The organism is Actinoplanes hulinensis (genome assembly GCF_019429605.1).
In the GTDB taxonomy this organism is placed as follows: domain Bacteria; phylum Actinomycetota; class Actinomycetes; order Mycobacteriales; family Micromonosporaceae; genus Actinoplanes; species Actinoplanes campanulatus.
In genome coordinates this window covers 42154-59311 of record NZ_JAHXZI010000006.1, presented here as the reverse complement: position 1 = coordinate 59311, position 17158 = coordinate 42154, and the positions used below count along the sequence as shown (strand labels likewise).

Below are 17158 nucleotides of genomic sequence, written 5' to 3'. Positions count from 1 at the left end.
GATGGAGACCGCTGGGCAGCCGGAGCACGAGGCCCGGATGACCGAGGTCCGGGCCCGCCTCGCCGAGTTCGCCGAGGGGGATCCGTCACCGGCCGAGCGGGCTCTCATGCTCCGGCTGCTCCGTTCGTTCACCGCGAGGACCCCGGGCGCGGTGGACCTGCTGGCCCGCCTCCTGGAGGCCGGTGATCCGGAGCCGGTCAGCGATCACGCCCACAGTTTGAAGGGGTCGGCCGCCAACATCGGGGCGATCCGGCTCGCGGCCCTCTGCGCCACGGTCGAGGACGGGGCCCGGGCCGGGATCGTCGCCGATCCCGGCCACACCGTGGAACGTCTGCGCGCCGAGGCCGGTGGCGCGCTGCTGGCGGTCCGGGCGGTCACCGAAGGGTACGAGGAATCGATCTAGGGCATTCCGGGGTAGTGCTCCAGTTCGACCCGGACCCGCTTGCCGCCGTGGTGATTCTCCACCGTCCAGCCGGCCGACAGGGCCTCGATCAGCGCGATGCCCCGCCCACCGACGCCGTCCGGGTCGCGGCGGCGGGGCACCACCGAGGATCCGTCGGCCACCGCGACGGTCACCCGGCCGCCGTGCGCCTCGATGCTCAGCTCGACGCAGCCACCGCCGTGCCGGACCGCGTTGCTGACGAGCTCGCTCACCACCACGGCGCAGGCGTCCAGCCAGTCGGCGTCGTGGAGACCCCAGCCGGCCAGCACCGCGGTCACGGCGCGGCGGGCGGAGGCCGGTGCGCCGCGGCTGAGCGGCAGGTCGAGATGGGCGGTCAGCTCGGACATGATTGACCCCAGGGATGGCTCGCGTGCGGCCGCACGGTACCCCGCGGTCCATAGCCACGAAACGTCGTTGTCCTTATTGCCGTATTTAACATGATTTAAGCTTCAGTTATGGCAGCGGTGCTCATCGTCGAGGACGACCAGGAACGCCAGGCGGTCATCGCCGAGGTGGTCGGCCGGCTCGGCCACCGGGTGGTCCTCGCCGGGGACGGCCGGGCCGCCCTGACCGCCGCGGTCGCCCACCGGCCCGACCTGATCATCGCCGACGTCGACACGCCGCACCTGGACAGCGCCCGGATGTGCCGTGGGCTGCGCGAGCATCCCACCACCGCGGACGTGCCGGTCGTGCTGATCACCGCCCACCAGTCGCCCGGCGACACCGAACTGCCCGAGGCGGAGGCCGTCGCCGTGGTGCCGACATCGTTCAGCGCCGAGGAGCTCACCGAGACGCTGCGCGGCTGCCTGGAGGCGCCGGCCGAGGCCCGGGGCCCGGACTTCACCGAGGCGCTGCTGCGCAGCCTCGACGCCGGGGTGGTGGCGTGCGACCTGGAGGGCCGGCTCGTGGTGATCAACCAGCCGGTCCGCGACTTCTTCGGCGACGACAGCCTGGGTGTGCCGGCCCGGGACTGGGCCGAGCGGTTCAAGTTGCGCCGCGACGACGGCAGCCCGCTGAACCCCGACGACGTGGCGCTGTACCGGGCGCTGCGCGGCGAGGAGGTCCAGCACGACGTGATCCTCGCCCACGACCGGCAGGACCGGCCCCGCTGGTTCGCCGTCAACGCCCGCCCGGTCCGCGACGCCGCCGGCCAGGTCCTCGGAGCGGTCGCCGCCGTCCACGACGTCACCGCCGAACACCACCAGCGCCAGTACGAGCGCTGCAAGAGCGAGGTCCTCAAGGTTCTGGTGCACGCCCCCGACACGGCCAGCGCCGGCGCCCAGGTGCTGCGCGCCATGGCGGACGGGCTGGGCTGGCCGTTCCTGCGGCTGTGGCTGGTCGACCCGGTCACCGACCGGCTTCGCCCGGCCGCCACCCACCTCGCGCACGGCTCACCGCCGATCGAGCTGCCGTCCGTGCTGGACCGCGGGGAGGGCATGGTCGGCGCCTGCTGGGAGCGCGGCGAGCCGATCTGGGTGCCCGACCTCCAGGCGCCCGACGCGCCGGTGCTGCCCCGCTTCGTCGAGGCCGGGCACTACCGGGCGGCGCTGGCCGTGCCGGTGCGCAGCGCCGAGAAGGTGGTCGGCGTGCTCAGCTGCTTCATCCTCGAGCACCAGGATCCCGACCCGGCCCTGACGCTCCTGCTCACCGGCATCGCCGGGCACCTCGGCGCCTACCTGGAGCGCCGTCGCTCCGAGGAGCTGTCCCACCAGCTCGCGGCCAGTGTCGGCGAGTACATCGCCCTGGTCGGCCACGAGCTGCGCACCCCGCTCACCTCGATCGGCACCTACACCGACCTGATCGCCGAGGAGCCCGACCAGACGACCGTCGGCGAGATCCGTGAGCTGCTGACGGTGATCGAGCGCAACAACGCCCGGCTGCGCTCGCTCGTCGAACGGCTGCTCGACCTGTCCGCCCTGGAGACCGGGCAGGCCGAGCTCATCACCGCCGAGGTGGACCTGGCATCGGTGGTGGCGGCCGCGGCCGCGGGCTTCTCGGTGCGGCCCGACCTGCCGGAGCGGCTGACCGTCCCCGGCGACCGCGACCGGCTGCGCCAGGTGGCCGAGAACCTGATCGGCAACGCGGTCAAGCACAGCCCCGAGGGCGGCGTGGTCCGGGTCTCCCTCACCGCCGACGAGGACACCGCCGTGCTGACCGTGACCGACAGCGGCATCGGCATCCCGGCCGGTGAGCGCGACCGCCTCTTCGCCCGCCTCTACCGCGCCTCCAACGCCCGGCACAGCGACATCCCGGGCGCCGGCCTGGGGCTGGCGCTGAGCCGGGCCATCGTCGAACTGCACGGCGGCAGCATCACGCTGGACGAGAACGAGGGCGGCGGAACAGTCGCCACGGTCCGCCTTCCCCGCCGTCCCGGGACCATTGGCCCTGCCCGCCCGGGACGGCCCGACGAGACGCTGGGAGGGAACCACTAGGAGGGGTCATGCAGGCAGGAAACAGGGACGCGTGGCGCGGCTTCGCCGGGACGTCGTGGCGCACCGGGATCGACGTCGCCGGCTTCATCCACGACAACGTGCGGCCCTACGAGGGCGACGCCGGGTTCCTCGCCGGGCCGACCGCACGGACCACCCGTGTCTGGGACCGGCTGTCCGCGATGTTCGTCGAGGAGCGGGCCAACGGCATCTACGACGCCGACACGTCCACCCCTTCGTCGATCACCGCGCACGGGCCCGGCTACATCGACCGGGAGAGCGAGCTGATCGTCGGCCTCCAGACCGACGCCCCGCTGCGCCGTGCCATCATGCCGGCCGGCGGCCTGCGGATGGTCGAGGGCGGCCTGAAGGCGTACGGGCGGGAGCTCGACCCCGGTGTGCGCAAGATCTTCACCGACTACCGCAAGACCCACAACGCCGGTGTCTTCGACGCCTACCCGGCCGACGTGCTCGCCGCCCGCCGCTCGCACATCATCACCGGCCTGCCCGACGCGTACGGCCGCGGCCGGATCATCGGCGACTACCGCCGCGTGGCCCTCTACGGCGTGGATTTCCTCATCGAGGAGCGCAAGCAGGTCAAGACGGCGCTGAACGCCCGCCTGTCGGTGGCCGACGTGATCCGCGACCGGGAGGAGCTGTCCGAGCAGATCCGCGCGCTCCAGGAGCTCAAGACGATGGCCGCGGGCTACGGCTACGACCTCTCCGGCCCGGCCACCACCGGCCGTGAGGCGGTCCAGTGGCTGTACTTCGCCTACCTGGCGGCCACCAAGGAGCAGAACGGCGCGGCCATGTCGCTCGGCCGGACCTCGTCGTTCCTGGACGTCTACCTGGAACGTGACATCGCCGAGGGTGTCCTCACCGAGGAGCAGGCCCAGGAGCTGGTCGACGACTTCGTCATCAAGCTGCGCATCGTCCGGTTCCTGCGCACCCCCGAGTACGACGAGCTGTTCTCCGGCGACCCCACCTGGGTGACCGAGTCGATCGGTGGCATCGGCTCCGACGACCGGCCGCTGGTGACCCGGACCAGCTTCCGCTACCTCCAGACGCTCTACAACCTGGGCCCGGCGCCCGAGCCGAACCTGACCGTGCTGTGGTCGCCGCGGCTGCCCGAGGGCTTCAAGCGGTTCTGCTCGCAGGTCAGCATCGACACCAGCAGCATCCAGTACGAGAACGACGACCTGCTGCGGCCGTACCTGAGCGACGACGCGGCGATCGCCTGCTGCGTGTCCGGGATGCGGGTCGGCAAGGACATGCAGTTCTTCGGCGCCCGGGCGAACGTGGCGAAGGCTCTGCTCTACGCGATCAACGGTGGCCGCGACGAGATCAGCGGCGTGCAGGTGGCGCCGGCGTCCAAGCCGTTGAACGAGGAGGTGCTCGACTACGACGAGGTGTTCGAGGCGTACGACAAGACACTCGACTGGGTTGCCGAGGTCTATGTTGACGCACTCAATGTCATCCACTACATGCACGACAAGTATGCATATGAGCGCATCGAGATGGCCCTGCACGACTACCCGGTGCACCGCTTCCTGGCCACCGGCATCGCCGGCCTCTCGGTCGCCGTCGACAGCCTGTCCGCGATCAGGTACGCCCAGGTCAAGCCGGTCCTCGACGAGACCGGACTGGTCGTCGACTACGCGGTGGACGGCGACTACCCGACCTTCGGCAACAACGATGACCGGGTCGACGAGATCGCGGTGGACCTGGTCAACCGGTTCATGGACAAGATCCGGCGGCAGCCGATGTACCGCGGCGCCGAGCCCACCATGTCGGTGCTGACCATCACCTCGAACGTCGTCTACGGCAAGCACACCGGCAACACCCCGGACGGCCGGCGGCTCGGCGAGCCGTTCGCGCCCGGCGCCAACCCGATGAACGGCCGGGACAAGCACGGCCTGGTCGCGGCGGCCCTGTCGGTGTCGAAGCTGCCCTACCGCAGCGCCCGCGACGGCATCTCGCTGACCATCACCTCGACGCCGGACGGTCTCGGCCGCACCCGCGACGAGCAGATCGGCAACCTCGTCGGCGTACTCGACGGCTACACCGACGGTCACGGCTTCCACATGAACGTCAACGTTCTCGACCGGGCCACCCTGGAGGACGCGATGGCGCACCCGGAGAAGTACCCACAGCTCACCATCCGTGTCTCCGGCTACGCGGTGAACTTCGTACGGCTCACCAAGGAGCAGCAGCGCGACGTCATCTCGCGCACCTTCCACGGCGCGCTGTGACCGTCACCGGAAGTGTGCATTCGTTCGACGTCTCCACGGGCGTCGACGGGCCGGGAACGCGATTCGTCGCGTTCCTGGCCGGCTGCCCGCTGCGCTGTCAGTACTGCCACAGCCCCGACACGTGGTTCCGGCGCAGCGGGCAGATCATGGACGCCGACGAGCTGATGACCGAGATCCAGCGCTACGAGCGCTTCATCAAGGTCGCGCACGGCGGCGTCACCCTCAGCGGCGGTGAGGCCCTGCAGCAACCCGGCTTCGTCCACGAGATCTTCACCCGGTGCCGGGAGCGCGGGCTGCACACCGCCCTCGACACCAGCGGCTACCTGGGAGCCAAGGCGTCCGACGAGTTGCTCGACGTCACCGACCTGGTACTGCTCGACATCAAGGCCGGCGACGAGGAGACGTACCACCGCGTCACGCGTACCGGATCCCTCGAACCGACCGTGAGCTTCGCGCACCGCCTGGCCGACCGCGGCATCCCGATCTGGGTCCGTTTCGTCCTGGTCCCGGGTCTCACCGACACGATCGAGAACGTCGACGCGGTAGCCGCCGTCGCCGCCTCGATCAGCACCGTGGAACGCGTCGAGGTCCTGCCGTTCCACCGCCTCGGCGCCGCCAAGTACGCCGCCCTCAACCAGCCGTTCCCGCTGGCCGGCACCGACGCGCCCACCCCCGCGCTGCTCGACCGGGTCCGCGCCCAGTTCCGCGCCCACGGCCTGACGGTCTATTGAGTCTTCTTCTTGGTGTTTGCGGTTCCTGGGTCGGGCGAATCGCCGAACGGGGGCGCCGACCACCGCGCTAGGCGAAAATGGGGCTTTCGCCGGAAACAGGCGCCGTTTCGCCCGCTTTACATGCTGACATTGCATGATCTTGAACGATTTGCCACCCGAACCGGTGGTAAATCGATCAAGATCGCTCCGGGTGACGCGTCCTGCTGGCGAGGGAATGCGGATTCGGCCGTAGGCAGCCAGATCAAAGACTCATTAACACCCCTTTGTTGCATGAAAGTGCCCGCCCCACCCTTTCAAGGCAGTTCCGCCCGCTCCACGCGAGCCACTGCGACTCCAGCCTCTGCCGCGCCCGCCGGGTTTACCTGGCCACGAACGGTCCCGCAAGGCCCCCGAAACAGCCCTGGAAACCAGCCGGACCGGTGGCCCGTGCGGCGCCAGCCGCCCGGGCCGGACCGTGCGGCAACAGCCACCCGGTCAGGCTCAGGTGACCCGGTAGGCCGTGTAGCGGACCAGGTTCGCCTCGCGAACGGCGGAGGCCACGAAGATCGACTGTTCCAGGACCGTGAGGGCCGGGTCGGCGGTCTCCAACTGGACGGCCAGGCGGAAGTAGTAGTCGGACGGGGGCACCGGATCGCCGCGCAGCAGGGACTCCAGGATCTCCGGGCGGCCACTGCGGACGCCGAAGGTGCGGATGTAGACGTGCGAGCCGGTCGCCGTCCGCGCCGAGTAGCGGGTGTCGATCTCGATGGCGCCGTCCGGGCGGACCACCTGCCAGTCGGCGCCACCGGCCAGCACCTCGGCCGCGAAGAGGCCGGACACCCGGCCGCCGATGATCGGCACCACCCGCCGGTGGCCGGCCCGGGTCGCGCCGTGATCCTCCAGCCGGCCGAGCCGGGCCTCGACGTCGAACGCGGCCTCCAACCCGGGGATCGCCGGCGCGGTCACGACGGCCATCCCCGCGGCTCCACTCGGGACAGGCACATCGCCGGCGGATCCACTCGGGACAGGCGCATCGCCGGCGCGGTCATGATGACGGCCACATCGGCAGGTCGATGTGGGACGGGTGGGCCGCGGAGTGCGAGACCTCCTGTGTGGCGCGATGGGTTTCGGCCGCCGTCGCGGCGGGCTCGCCCGAGCCCGGGTTGCGGGCGTAGCGCGGATGCGCCCCCGAGCTGACCTGGACGCTGATCCGGTGCCCGGCCGCGAACGTGTGGAACGCCGGCCACAGATCCACCGTCACCTCACGGAAGCCGTCCTCGTCCGGGCCGGGCTCCGCGGCCGCGATGCCGCCGATCCGGCGGATGCCGTCGCAGACGCTCATCGACCGGCCGTCCGGGTGCACGTCGCAGATCCGTACGAACACGTCGAAGCTCGGCCGCGACGACCGGAACCGGATCCGGGCCACCGGTGGTCCGGCGATCGTCACCGGTTCGCCGAGCGGGTCGCCGCGGAAGACCAGCACGTCGGCGCGGGCCTCGTGGGCGGCGTTGTCGACGGGGCCCTGCTTCGGTTCCAGGCTCGGGCCGCCGACCGCGGGGGTGGGGTCGTCCGGGTCGTAGACGTAGAAGGACACTCCCCCGTCCGGCGCGTCCGGGTGCAGGCGGCCCGCCTCGTGCAGGTGCCAGGCCTGGACGGCGGTTCCCGGCGGCGGCCAGGACGGCAGGTCGTGCCACCGGTCGGCGCCGGTACGGAAGGCGCGAACCGGGGCGGTACGGCCGTCCGGCTCACCGGCGAATCTGTCCCGCAGGAACGCCGCGGTCTCCCGGATGGCGACGGCGCCCATCCCCGGCGCCGAGTGCCCCCACGGCCCGACGGTGAGCAGCGGCGGGCGGCCGACCTCGGTGAGCGCGGCGTGATTCCGCAGTTGCCAGGGCAGGAAGATGTCGTACCAGCCGGTGATCATGTAGATCGGGGCGGTGACGTCCACGACCGAAGCGGTGTGCGACTGCTGGGTCCAGTAGCCGTCGGTGAGCCGCTCGTGGACCACCCAGTCCTGGTACCAGTGCACCGCGCGCCCGGCGGCCACGGTGTCGCCGCCGCTGAGCGGGAGCGTGCCGAAGCCCCGCAGCAGCCTGCGGTCCGGGCGCAGCATGCCGAGGAACAGCGGCAACATCTCCCGGTTGATCATCCGGCTCATCATCTGCGTCCAGCCCAGCGCGTTGCGCAGTGAGAATGCGGCGTTGTCCCAGGTGATCGCCCCGAAGTCGGGCATCGTGACGAGCAGGCAGAGGGCGTCCGGCGCGTTCTCCGGGTCGTCCGCCGTCATCCGGCCGGCGACCGCCCACTGGGTGAACCCCATGTAGCTCGGGCCGAACGTGACGACCCGGCCGGTGCACCAGGGCTGCTTCCGCACCCAGCGGTGGGTGGCCATGCCGTCTCGCTGCTCGTCGATCTGCGGGGTGAAGACGCCACCGGAGCCCCACGTGCCGCGGCAGCTCTGGAACAGCACCGGGAACCCCTCCCTGGCCAGCGCCCGCGCCTGGCCCGCCACCATGCCGCGACGGCCGTACGGGCCGCGGATCACGATCGTCGGCAGCCGTGGACCGGTCGCCCCGATCGGCGTGATCAGGTCGGCGAGCAGTTCCACACCGTCGTCCATGGGGACGCGCAGATCCTTGCGGAGCTCGATGTCGTACGGGCCGGGGGTGAGACCTTTGAGGGTCCGCGACTGCACCCAACGGGACAGTCGCTGGCGGAGCGTGCTCATGCGGGGCTCCTAACGGGGGGACAGGCGTTATCGCTGTTCGGTGAGCGCGTCGCGGAGCCGTTCCAGTGCGGGAACGGCGGCGGCCAGCGCGGCCCGGTCGGCGGCGGTGAGGGTGGCCGCCGCGTGCCCGACGAGATCGCCGCTGGCCAGGTCGAAACGGTCGAAGAGGTCGAGCGCCTTCGCGGTGGCGAGGACCTCCACCTGCCGCCGGTTCTCCGGCCGGGGGCGGCGTTCCACCAGCCCGGCGGTCTCCATGGCGGTGAGCAGGTTGCTGACCGCCGGGCGGCTCAGCCCGAGCCGCTCGGCCAGCTCACCGGGGGTGGTGACGGCGCCCCGCGGCAGCGCCCGGATGATCTCGATCTGCGCGTCCGGGATCTCCGGCAGGTGCTCCGCGGCCCGCGCGGCCGCCAGCAGTGTCCGTCGCAACGGCGAGATGACCGCCGCGAGCCGCGCCGCGTCGAACTCACTCACGGTCTCGCTCCGTACAGGCTCGCGCCCGCTTCCCCGCCCGCTCCGCACGCCTCGCCCACGAGGCCGTCGGCCGTGGAGCCGGGGACGCGGGGTGGGATGAGCGAGGGCCGGTCGTCGACCGCACCGGACGGGAGCGCACCGGGCGGGGTGAGCGAGGGCCGGTTGTTGAGGGCGTCCGGGTGGAAGCCGGCCGCCTTCTTGTAGCCAGTGGCGATCTCGGTGAGTTCGTCCGGCGTGAGGACGTCGTGGATGTGCGTGAATCCCCGCGGCGCCCGTTCGTGAGCCAGCACCATCACCTGCTCGGGGCCCTGCCGCCGGTTGCTCAGCACCAGCGCCGTCGTGGCCGGGCGGCGCGCGGACTCGTAGGCGGCCAGGCCTTCTGCCGCGGTCGCGCTGGTGGCCAGGTGAAACGCGAGGGTACGGGCATCGAGGATCGCCTGCGACGCCCCGTTGGAGCCGTTCGGGTACATGGGGTGTGCGGCATCGCCGAGCAGCGTGGCGTGGCCGTGCGCCCAGCGATCGACCGGGTCGCGGTCCACCATGGGGTATTCCAGGATCTCGCCGGCCGCCGCCAACAGCGCCGGCACGTCCAGCCAGGGAAAACGCCAGTCCTGGAAGAGGTCGATGATCGGCCGTGGGTCGACGGCCCGGTTCCAGTCTGCGTTCTCGCCCGCGAGGCCGTGGGTCCGCCGCTCGGCGATGAAGTTGATCTCGGCGTTGCCGTCGGCGTCCGGGCACCCGATCGGGTATGCCACTAACTTCTGCTCGGCGTCGCCGGCCATGATCATCGTGCGGCCGTCGAGGAAGCCGGGCATCCGGGCGGTGCCGCGCCACAGGGTCAGCCCGTTCCAGACCGGCTCGTCCTCATCGGGATACCACTGCCGCCGCAACGCCGACCGCATCCCATCGGCCCCGACGATCACCTCGGCCGCGACCGCCACCTCGCCCCCGGCGGTCGCGAACCGCGCCACCCCACCGGACCCGCCGGCCGCGGCGACGGCTTCGACGGTCAGCAAATGGTGGCCGGTGCGGACGGTTCCGGGGCCGAGACGCTCCTCGACCGCGGCCAGCAGCTCCATCTGTAGCCGGCCCCGGTGCACCGACACCTGTGGCCATCGGTATCCGGCCGCGAGACCGCGCGGCTCGCTCCAGATCGGCTGGCCGAAGCGGTTGTAGTAGGCGAGCGTCCCCGGGGCGGCACCCAGCTTCTCGATCCGCTCCCCCAGGCCCAGCTCGGTCAGCTCGCGCACCGCGTGCGGCAACAGGTTGATCCCCACCCCGAGCGGCCGCAGCCTTTCGGCCCGCTCGTAGACCGCGATGTCCGGGAATCCGGCCGCGTGCAGGCTCAGCGCGGTGGTGAGGCCGCCGATGCCGGCTCCGATGATCACGATCGCCATGGCCGGATAGTTTTGTGACAAAAATGTTGGCCGTCAACAGTTCAGCCCGGCAGCACCGCCCGGCGGCGCGTCGCGGGCCGGACCCGGCAGACGGCCGCGTGCTCTGCCGTACAAGAACGAAGCCAACGGCCCGGACGAGGACCGCCCAGGCCGCACGGCGCGGGGACGAAGGGATGGAAAACGGCCTGGACGGAAGGTCCAGGCCGTGAGGGATTCCCGAGGTCAGTGGTGCGAGGGATGCTCGCCGAGCAGCTTGGTGGCGAGGACCGCGGCCTGTGTGCGCCGCTCCAGGCCCAGCTTCGCGAGCAGGCTGGAGACGTAGTTCTTGACCGTCTTCTCGGCCAGGAACATCCGGCCGGCGATCTCCCGGTTGGTCAGGCCCTCGGCGACGAACTCGAGGATGCGCCGCTCCTGGTCGGTGAGCGACGCCAGCTCGCGCGGCTGCTCGACGCCGTTGCGGATGCGCTCCAGCACCCGCTGGGTGACCGCCGGGTCGAGCAGCGACTGGCCGGCGGCGACCCGGCGGACCGCGTCGACCAGGTCGGTGCCGCGGATCTGCTTGAGCACGTAGCCGGAGGCGCCCGCCATGATCGCGGCGAAGAGGGCCTCGTCGTCCTCGTAGGAGGTGAGGATCAGGCCTTTGATCGACGAGTCGACGGCACGCACGTCACGGCAGACGTCGATGCCGTTGCCGTCGGGCAGCCGGGCGTCGAGCACCGCGACGTCGGGACGCAGGGCGGGGATGCGCCGGGCCGCCTCCTGGGCGGACCCGGACTCGCCGACCACCTCGATGTCCCCGCCCGCCTGGAGCAGGTCGACGAGGCCGCGGCGGACGACCTCGTGGTCGTCGAGGAGAAAGACTCGGATCATGTCTCCTTCCTACCGCCCGCCCGGCCCGCGACCAAGGGCCTTAGGTCCCGCGCCGTACTTTTGCCGTGGCGGATAGCCTTTGAGCGTGGCTGAAGGATCTACTCCGTCGCTGGGGCTGAGCCCGCTCTCCCGGGTCCGGCTGGACGAGTTGCTGCAGGAGACGCTGGACCGGGTCGGTGAGATCGTGGCCAGCCGGGAGCGGCTGCGCGCGCTGCTCGACGCGGTCGTCGGCATCGGCACCGATCTGGATCTGAACAGCACGTTGCAACGGATCGTGGAGGCGGCGTGCGCGCTGGCCGACGCGAGGTACGGAGCTCTCGGTGTGGTCGGCCCGGACCGGCGCAGTCTCTCCGACTTCGTCACGTTCGGCATCGACCCGGCGACGCATGCGAAGATCGGCGACCTGCCGCACGGCCGCGGCGTTCTCGGTCTGCTGATCACCGATCCGCACCCGGTGCGGCTGCCGGACATCACGAAACACCCCAATTCGTACGGGTTCCCGCCCCACCACCCGCCGATGCACAGCTTCCTGGGCGTCCCGGTCCGCACCCGCGATCAGATCTTCGGCAACCTGTACCTGGCCGAGAAGCGGGGCAGCGACCAGTTCACCGATGACGACGAGGAGATCGTGGTGGCGCTGGCCGCCGCGGCCGGTGTGGCGATCGACAACGCCCGGCTGTACGAGCTGGCCCAGCGCCGTCAGCGGTGGCTGGCCGCGGCCGCCGAGATCACCAGCGTGCTGCTCGGCACGGTCCGGCGGACCGAGGCGCTGCGGCTGATCGCCCGCCGGGCCCGTGAGGTGGCCGACGCCGAACTGGTGCTGGTGCTGCTGTACGAGGGCGACAGCGACCGCTACCGCATCGAGGTGGTGGAGGGCACCGACCCGTCGTGCGCGCAGATGGTCGGCAAGGTGCTGCCGGCGTTCGGCCCGGAGGCGACGTACCGGCTGGTGGAGGATCTGCGGGGCGCCGCCGAGTGGCCGGGCCCGGTGCCGGACGGGCCGGCGCTGCTCGCCCCGCTGGCGGGCACCGACTCACCGCAGGGTGTGCTGATCGTCAGCAACCCGGCCAGCACCGACGACGCGGCCCTGCTGTCGTCGTTCGCCGGGCAGGCGGCGCTGGCGCTGGAGCGGGCCCGCGCCCAGGAGGAGCGGGAGTTGCTGGCGGTCCTGGAGGACCGGGAGCGGATCGCCCGGGACCTGCACGACGTGGTGATCCAGCGGCTGTTCGCGACCGGCATGCAGTTGCAGGGCGCGGTCGCCCCGGCCGGGGTGAAGCCGGAGGTGGTGAAGCGGATCAACGCGGCCGTCGACGACCTGGACGCGACGATCCGCGACATCCGGCGATCGATCTTCGAGCTGCGGGCGCCGGTCGGGGCGACCCTGCGTACCGAGCTGCGGGACACCGTCGACGCGGCCCTGGACACGCTCGGGTTCCGGCCCACGCTGGAGACGTCCGGGCCGGTGGAGAGCGCGGTGCCGGACGACATCGTGCCGGAGCTGATGGCCGTGCTCCGGGAGGCCCTGTCGAACGTGGCGCGGCACGCGCAGGCGAGCAGTGTCCGGGTTTCGGTGCGCGCCGCCGATCGGGAGCTGACACTGATGGTGGAGGACGACGGGGCCGGCATCGAGCCGGCCCTGGCACGGGGCGGTGTGCTGAACATGGGCGAGCGGGCCAGCGATCTGGGTGGCTCGTTCGAGATCGGCCCCCGCCCGGACGGTTCGGGAACTCTACTGACCTGGCGGGTCCCGATCGGCGGCTGACCGGGACCTTCGGCCCTTAACCATCGATGCCCTCAAAGGGCAGCGTGGGAGGGGACAGTGAAGGAGAACGCTGTGACCCGCTACGACGAGTCCGACCTGCGGCGCGCCGCCGCGGCCGGCATCCAGGCCCCCTCCATGCACAACAGCCAGCCGTGGGCGTTCCGCCTGCACGACGGCGCCATCGAGGTGCTGGCCGACCCGGGACGGCAGTTGTCCGTGGCCGACGGCGGAGGCTGGGCCATGCGGCTCGCTCTGGGCGCGGCAACCTTCAACGCCCGCCTGGCACTGACCTGGGGTGGCACCCCGGCCGACGTGATGTTCCTTCCGGACAGCGCGCGGCCTGAGGTGATCGCCCGCCTCACGCCCGGCCGGAGCCGGCCGCCCACCTACGTAGAGCGGGATCTGTACGCCGCGATCGACCGCCGGCACAGCAACCGTGACCCGTTCTGGCCCGATCCGGTGCCGGCCGACGTGCGGATCCGGCTGATCGAGGCGGCCCGGGTCGAGGGCGCCTGGCTGGACCTGCTGGTCGGGATGACGGCGCTGACCGGGTTCTCGGAGATCGCGCACAGCGCCGACCGGGTGCTCCGGCGCGACTCCCACTACCAGGCCGAGATGATCACCTGGGTGGACACCGAGTCGGCGTACGACGGCATCCCGGTGGCCGCGGCCGCGGCCGCGGGCGAGGCGCAGGACCTGCTGCCGCAGCGCAACTTCGGCGGACGGCGCCGCGCGCCGGGCCGGGACTACGAACCGGAGCCGCTGGTCGGCATCCTGGGAACCGGCGGCGACCGCAAGCTGGACCAGCTGATGGCGGGCCAGGCGCTTCAGCACATCCTGCTGACGGTGACCGACGCCGGGCTGGCGAGCTCGCTGATCTCCCAGCCGATCGAGGTGCCGGCGGCCCGTGACCAACTGCGGCGTTCACTGGGCCGCACCGGGTTCCCGCAGATCGCGCTCCGGATCGGGTACGGCCACCAGGGCCACCCGACGCCACGCCGGGAGGTCGCCGACGTCCTGATCGGGTGAAGATCATCACTGTGCCAGTTGCCAAGGATATGCAACAACCAGGTTGTCCTCATATGCTGGCGCCATGGACACGCAGGCGATGCACATCGCGAACGGGATCGTCGACGGTCCCGTCTCCGCGATCTTCCTGATAGTGGCGGCGGTGGGTCTCGCGTTCTGCGTGTGGCGTGCCAAGCTCGACCTCGACGACCGTCTCGCACCGATGGCCGGCCTGGTCGCCGCGTTCATCTTCGCCGTCCAGATGCTCAACTTCCAGGTCCTGCCCGGCGTCTCCGGCCACCTGCTGGGCGGCACCCTCGCGGTGATGCTCGTCGGGCCGTACGTGGGGGCCCTCTGCGTCGCCACCGTGCTGATCGTGCAGTGCCTGCTGTTCGCCGACGGCGGGCTGACCGCGCTCGGGCTGAACATCACGAACATGGCCCTGATCGGGGCGGCGGTGGCGTACGTGCTGGTCGCCGCCCTGCTGCGGGTGCTCCCGAAGAACCCGGCCGGGCTCGGCGCCACCGCCCTGATCGCCTCGGTCGCCGGCGTGGTGCTGGCGTCGATGGGCTTCGTCGTGGAGTACGCGCTGGGCGGCACCACCGAGCTGTCGATCGGCGCGATCGCCGCCACCATGGCCGGGGTGCACACCCTGATCGGCATCGGTGAGGGCCTGATCGCCGCGGTCACCGTCGTCACGGTGGCCCGGGTCCGCCCCGACCTGGTCTACGCGCTGCGCCACTTCCGCCGGCCGGTCCTGGCCAAGGCGGTGATCGCATGAGGAAGAAGGCGTTCCTGATCGCCGGTCTGCTGGTGGCCCTGCTGCTGGCCGGAGTGGTGTCCAACTTCGCCTCCGGCAGCCCGGACGGCCTGGACCACGCGGCCCGGGAGGGCTGCACGTTCAACGCCGACGACGAGATCACCGGCGGCGCCTGCATGGCCCAGCGGGAGGGCGAGCACCAGCTCGGTGACAGCCCGCTGGCCGACTACGCGATCGCCGGCATCGACAACGAGTTCCTGGCCACCGGGCTGTCCGGGGTGGCCGGTGTGCTGATCACCTTCGCGATCGGCGGCGGCCTGTTCTGGCTGCTGCGGCGACGGGACAGGGCGTCTTCTTGAACAACTCGCTGCACCTCGACCGGGAGAGCCCGATCCACCGGCTCTCCCCCGAGGTGAAGATCGTGGCGGTGCTGCTCTTCACCGTGATCGTGGTGGTCACGCCACGCGAGGAGTTCGCCGCCTTCGCCGGGTACGCCGTCCTGATCGCGATCGTCGCCGCGCTCGCCCGGGTGCCGGCCGGCTGGCTGCTCAAGCGGGCCACCATCGAGCTGCCGTTCGTGCTGCTCGCCGTGGTGCTGCCGTTCGCCGGGCACGGCGAGCGGGTGGAGTGGCTGGGCATGTCGCTGTCGGTCGAGGGTCTCTACGGGGCATGGAACATCGTCGCCAAGGGCACCCTCGGTGTGCTGGCGTCGCTGCTGCTCGCCGCGACCACCACCACCCGTGACCTGATCATCGGGCTGGACCGGCTGCGCTGCCCGGACGTGATCACCCAGATCATGACGTTCATGGTGCGCTACCTGGACGTCCTGGCCGACGACGCCCGCCGGATGCGGATCGCCCGGCTGGCCCGCGGCTACGATCCGCGGTTCCTCTGGCAGGTGAAGGCGTTCGCGGTCGGCATCGGGGCGCTGTTCCTGCGCTCCTACGAGCGCGGCGAGCGAGTCTACCTGGCCATGCTGTCGCGTGGTTACGCCGGCCGGATGCCGGTCACGGTGGGCGCGCCGGCGCCGGCGGCTGAGTGGGTGCTGTCCGCCGCACTGCCGGTGGCCTCCGCCGGGATCGCCGTGACGGCCCTCCTAGCATGACGTCATGACCGCGGCGCTCCAGATCACCGGCCTCACCTTCGCCTACCCCGACGGGCGGGAGGCGCTGCGCGGGATCGACCTGACCCTGGCCCCGGGCGAGCGGGTGGCGCTGCTCGGGCCGAACGGCGCCGGCAAGACCACGCTGGTGCTGCATCTCAACGGCATCCTGCACGGCGGCGCGGGCCGGGTGGAGATCTCCGGGCTGCCGGTCACGCCCGGCGATCGCAAGGCGATCACCGAGATCCGCCGCCGGGTCGGCGTCGTCTTCCAGGACCCTGACGACCAGCTCTTCATGCCGACGGTCGCGGAGGACGTGGCTTTCGGCCCGGCAAACCTGGGGGTACGGGGAGACGAACTCGACCAGCGTGTCACCGAGGCGCTGGAGGCGGTCGGGATGCTGGAGCACCGCGACCAGATCCCGCATCACCTGTCGTTCGGGCAGCGCCGCCGGGTCGCGGTGGCGACCGTGCTGGCGATGCGGCCGGAGATCCTGGTGCTCGACGAGCCGTCGTCGAACCTCGATCCGGCCAGCCGCCGGGAGCTGGCCGAGATCCTGGAGTCGCTGCCGGTGACGATCCTGATGGTCACCCACGACCTGCCCTACGCGCTGGAGCTCTGCCCGCGCGCGGTGATCCTGGACGGCGGCCGGATCGTCGCGGACGCACCCACCGGGGAGCTGCTCTCCGACCGCGACCTGATGGCCGCGCACCGGCTGGAGCTCCCGTTCGGGTTCGACCCCGCGACGATCCGGCGCTGAGTTTCCTCAGGCCGCCTTGCTCAGCGGGGCCGCCTCGCGCAGGCCGCTGACCAGCGCCTGCCAGGTCTGCGGGCCGACCACCCCGTCCACCTCGACCGGTACGCCCCCGTCGCGGATGCTGACCTGGAGGTCGCGGATCGCCGCTTCGGTCTTGGGGCCGTAGATGCCGTCGGCGCCGTTCAGGGCGAACTCCTCCTGGAGGCCGCGGACCGCGCTGCCGCGCATCCCGGGACGCACGGCGACGAGCAGTGCATGCCAGGTGGCCGCGTCGACCACGCCGTCGTCGGGCAGGTTCTTGGCGCGCTGGACGGCGCGCACCGCGTCGCCGGTCTCGGAGCCGAAAACGCCATCGACGGTGACCGTGTGACCATGGGCGAGCAGCAGGTATTGCAGCGTCTGCACCGGGTGGTCAGTGGATCCCTGCCGGGTCGTCGGCCAGGGGTTCAGGGTTGCGGTCATACGGGGGT

The 17158-nt window shown here is 71.6% G+C and carries 17 protein-coding genes; 10 read left to right on the top strand and 7 right to left on the bottom strand.

Annotated features, from left to right (window positions below):
* The first annotated feature begins 1 nt into the window (after position 1).
* Positions 2-403, top strand: a complete 402-nt coding sequence (locus tag KZ829_RS12755) for an Hpt domain-containing protein (RefSeq protein WP_220144085.1) — start codon at positions 2-4, stop codon at positions 401-403.
* Here the strand turns inward: KZ829_RS12755 and KZ829_RS12750 are convergent.
* On the bottom strand, positions 400-789 hold the full coding sequence (locus KZ829_RS12750) for an ATP-binding protein (RefSeq protein ID WP_220144084.1): 390 nt from the start codon (positions 787-789) through the stop codon (positions 400-402). The genes KZ829_RS12755 and KZ829_RS12750 overlap by 4 nt on opposite strands.
* A 108-nt stretch (positions 790-897) precedes the next feature.
* Here KZ829_RS12750 and KZ829_RS12745 point away from each other — a divergent pair, with 108 nt between their 5' ends.
* The 3 genes from KZ829_RS12745 to pflA are packed head-to-tail and all read left to right on the top strand — an operon-like array spanning position 898 to position 5854.
* Complete coding sequence (locus tag KZ829_RS12745; RefSeq protein ID WP_220144083.1) at positions 898-2874, top strand: hybrid sensor histidine kinase/response regulator; 1977 nt, start codon at positions 898-900, stop codon at positions 2872-2874.
* 8 nt (positions 2875-2882) lie between these two features.
* Positions 2883-5123 (top strand): formate C-acetyltransferase, encoded by a 2241-nt coding sequence (gene pflB, locus KZ829_RS12740; RefSeq protein ID WP_220144082.1) that lies wholly within the window; start codon positions 2883-2885, stop codon positions 5121-5123.
* A complete protein-coding gene (gene pflA, locus KZ829_RS12735; RefSeq protein ID WP_220144081.1) occupies positions 5120-5854 on the top strand; it encodes a pyruvate formate-lyase-activating protein in 735 nt (244 codons plus the stop codon). Before pflB ends, pflA begins: the two co-directional genes overlap by 4 nt.
* Before the next feature lie 480 nt (positions 5855-6334).
* Here pflA and KZ829_RS12730 read toward each other — a convergent pair whose 3' ends face one another.
* From KZ829_RS12730 to KZ829_RS12710, 5 genes are all read right to left on the bottom strand, one after another.
* On the bottom strand, positions 6335-6808 hold the full coding sequence (locus KZ829_RS12730; protein WP_220144080.1) for a DUF3237 domain-containing protein: 474 nt from the start codon (positions 6806-6808) through the stop codon (positions 6335-6337).
* Positions 6809-6878: 70 nt separating this feature from the next.
* Entirely contained in the window at positions 6879-8561 is a 1683-nt protein-coding gene (locus KZ829_RS12725; protein ID WP_220144079.1) for a CocE/NonD family hydrolase, read from the bottom strand.
* Positions 8562-8588: 27 nt separating this feature from the next.
* Positions 8589-9032: a MarR family transcriptional regulator gene (locus KZ829_RS12720; RefSeq protein ID WP_220144078.1), complete on the bottom strand. Its 444-nt coding sequence runs from the start codon at positions 9030-9032 to the stop codon at positions 8589-8591.
* Positions 9029-10429: a flavin-dependent oxidoreductase gene (locus KZ829_RS12715; RefSeq protein WP_220144077.1), complete on the bottom strand. Its 1401-nt coding sequence runs from the start codon at positions 10427-10429 to the stop codon at positions 9029-9031. The genes KZ829_RS12720 and KZ829_RS12715 overlap by 4 nt, the downstream gene beginning before the upstream one ends.
* Positions 10430-10651: 222 nt before the next feature.
* Positions 10652-11299 (bottom strand): response regulator, encoded by a 648-nt coding sequence (locus KZ829_RS12710; protein ID WP_183222082.1) that lies wholly within the window; start codon positions 11297-11299, stop codon positions 10652-10654.
* Positions 11300-11384: 85 nt separating this feature from the next.
* Between KZ829_RS12710 and KZ829_RS12705 the strand changes: the two genes are divergently transcribed.
* From KZ829_RS12705 to KZ829_RS12680, 6 genes are all read left to right on the top strand, one after another.
* A complete protein-coding gene (locus KZ829_RS12705; RefSeq protein WP_220144076.1) occupies positions 11385-13061 on the top strand; it encodes a GAF domain-containing sensor histidine kinase in 1677 nt (558 codons plus the stop codon).
* Positions 13062-13118: 57 nt separating this feature from the next.
* On the top strand, positions 13119-14090 hold the full coding sequence (locus tag KZ829_RS12700; RefSeq protein ID WP_372453864.1) for an Acg family FMN-binding oxidoreductase: 972 nt from the start codon (positions 13119-13121) through the stop codon (positions 14088-14090).
* Between the two features lie 64 nt (positions 14091-14154).
* Positions 14155-14850 (top strand): energy-coupling factor ABC transporter permease, encoded by a 696-nt coding sequence (locus tag KZ829_RS12695; RefSeq protein ID WP_220144075.1) that lies wholly within the window; start codon positions 14155-14157, stop codon positions 14848-14850.
* Positions 14847-15188 carry a PDGLE domain-containing protein gene (locus KZ829_RS12690; RefSeq protein WP_220144074.1) on the top strand — a complete coding sequence of 114 codons (342 nt, stop codon included), beginning with the start codon at positions 14847-14849 and terminating at the stop codon, positions 15186-15188. The genes KZ829_RS12695 and KZ829_RS12690 overlap by 4 nt, the downstream gene beginning before the upstream one ends.
* Entirely contained in the window at positions 15185-15934 is a 750-nt protein-coding gene (cbiQ, locus tag KZ829_RS12685) for a cobalt ECF transporter T component CbiQ (RefSeq protein WP_183222077.1), read from the top strand. The genes KZ829_RS12690 and cbiQ overlap by 4 nt, the downstream gene beginning before the upstream one ends.
* Before the next feature lie 4 nt (positions 15935-15938).
* Positions 15939-16691, top strand: a complete 753-nt coding sequence (locus tag KZ829_RS12680) for an energy-coupling factor ABC transporter ATP-binding protein (protein ID WP_220144073.1) — start codon at positions 15939-15941, stop codon at positions 16689-16691.
* A gap of 6 nt (positions 16692-16697) precedes the next feature.
* Here KZ829_RS12680 and KZ829_RS12675 read toward each other — a convergent pair whose 3' ends face one another.
* A complete protein-coding gene (locus KZ829_RS12675; protein ID WP_220144072.1) occupies positions 16698-17150 on the bottom strand; it encodes a peptidoglycan-binding domain-containing protein in 453 nt (150 codons plus the stop codon).
* Positions 17151-17158: the final 8 nt, after the last annotated feature.

What these genes read in the sequence shown, in the direction of transcription:
- KZ829_RS12725 (WP_220144079.1), bottom strand. Translation starts at nt 8,561, where the DNA reads ATGAGCACGCTCCGCCAGCGACTGTCCCGTTGGGTGCAGTCGCGGACC.
- pflB (WP_220144082.1), top strand. Translation starts at nt 2,883, where the DNA reads ATGCAGGCAGGAAACAGGGACGCGTGGCGCGGCTTCGCCGGGACGTCG.
- KZ829_RS12750 (WP_220144084.1), bottom strand. Translation starts at nt 789, where the DNA reads ATGTCCGAGCTGACCGCCCATCTCGACCTGCCGCTCAGCCGCGGCGCA.
- KZ829_RS12675 (WP_220144072.1), bottom strand. Translation starts at nt 17,150, where the DNA reads ATGACCGCAACCCTGAACCCCTGGCCGACGACCCGGCAGGGATCCACT.
- KZ829_RS12730 (WP_220144080.1), bottom strand. Translation starts at nt 6,808, where the DNA reads ATGGCCGTCGTGACCGCGCCGGCGATCCCCGGGTTGGAGGCCGCGTTC.
- KZ829_RS12710 (WP_183222082.1), bottom strand. Translation starts at nt 11,299, where the DNA reads ATGATCCGAGTCTTTCTCCTCGACGACCACGAGGTCGTCCGCCGCGGC.
- KZ829_RS12715 (WP_220144077.1), bottom strand. Translation starts at nt 10,429, where the DNA reads ATGGCGATCGTGATCATCGGAGCCGGCATCGGCGGCCTCACCACCGCG.
- KZ829_RS12695 (WP_220144075.1), top strand. Translation starts at nt 14,155, where the DNA reads ATGGACACGCAGGCGATGCACATCGCGAACGGGATCGTCGACGGTCCC.
- KZ829_RS12680 (WP_220144073.1), top strand. Translation starts at nt 15,939, where the DNA reads ATGACCGCGGCGCTCCAGATCACCGGCCTCACCTTCGCCTACCCCGAC.
- KZ829_RS12755 (WP_220144085.1), top strand. Translation starts at nt 2, where the DNA reads ATGGAGACCGCTGGGCAGCCGGAGCACGAGGCCCGGATGACCGAGGTC.
- KZ829_RS12690 (WP_220144074.1), top strand. Translation starts at nt 14,847, where the DNA reads ATGAGGAAGAAGGCGTTCCTGATCGCCGGTCTGCTGGTGGCCCTGCTG.
- KZ829_RS12745 (WP_220144083.1), top strand. Translation starts at nt 898, where the DNA reads ATGGCAGCGGTGCTCATCGTCGAGGACGACCAGGAACGCCAGGCGGTC.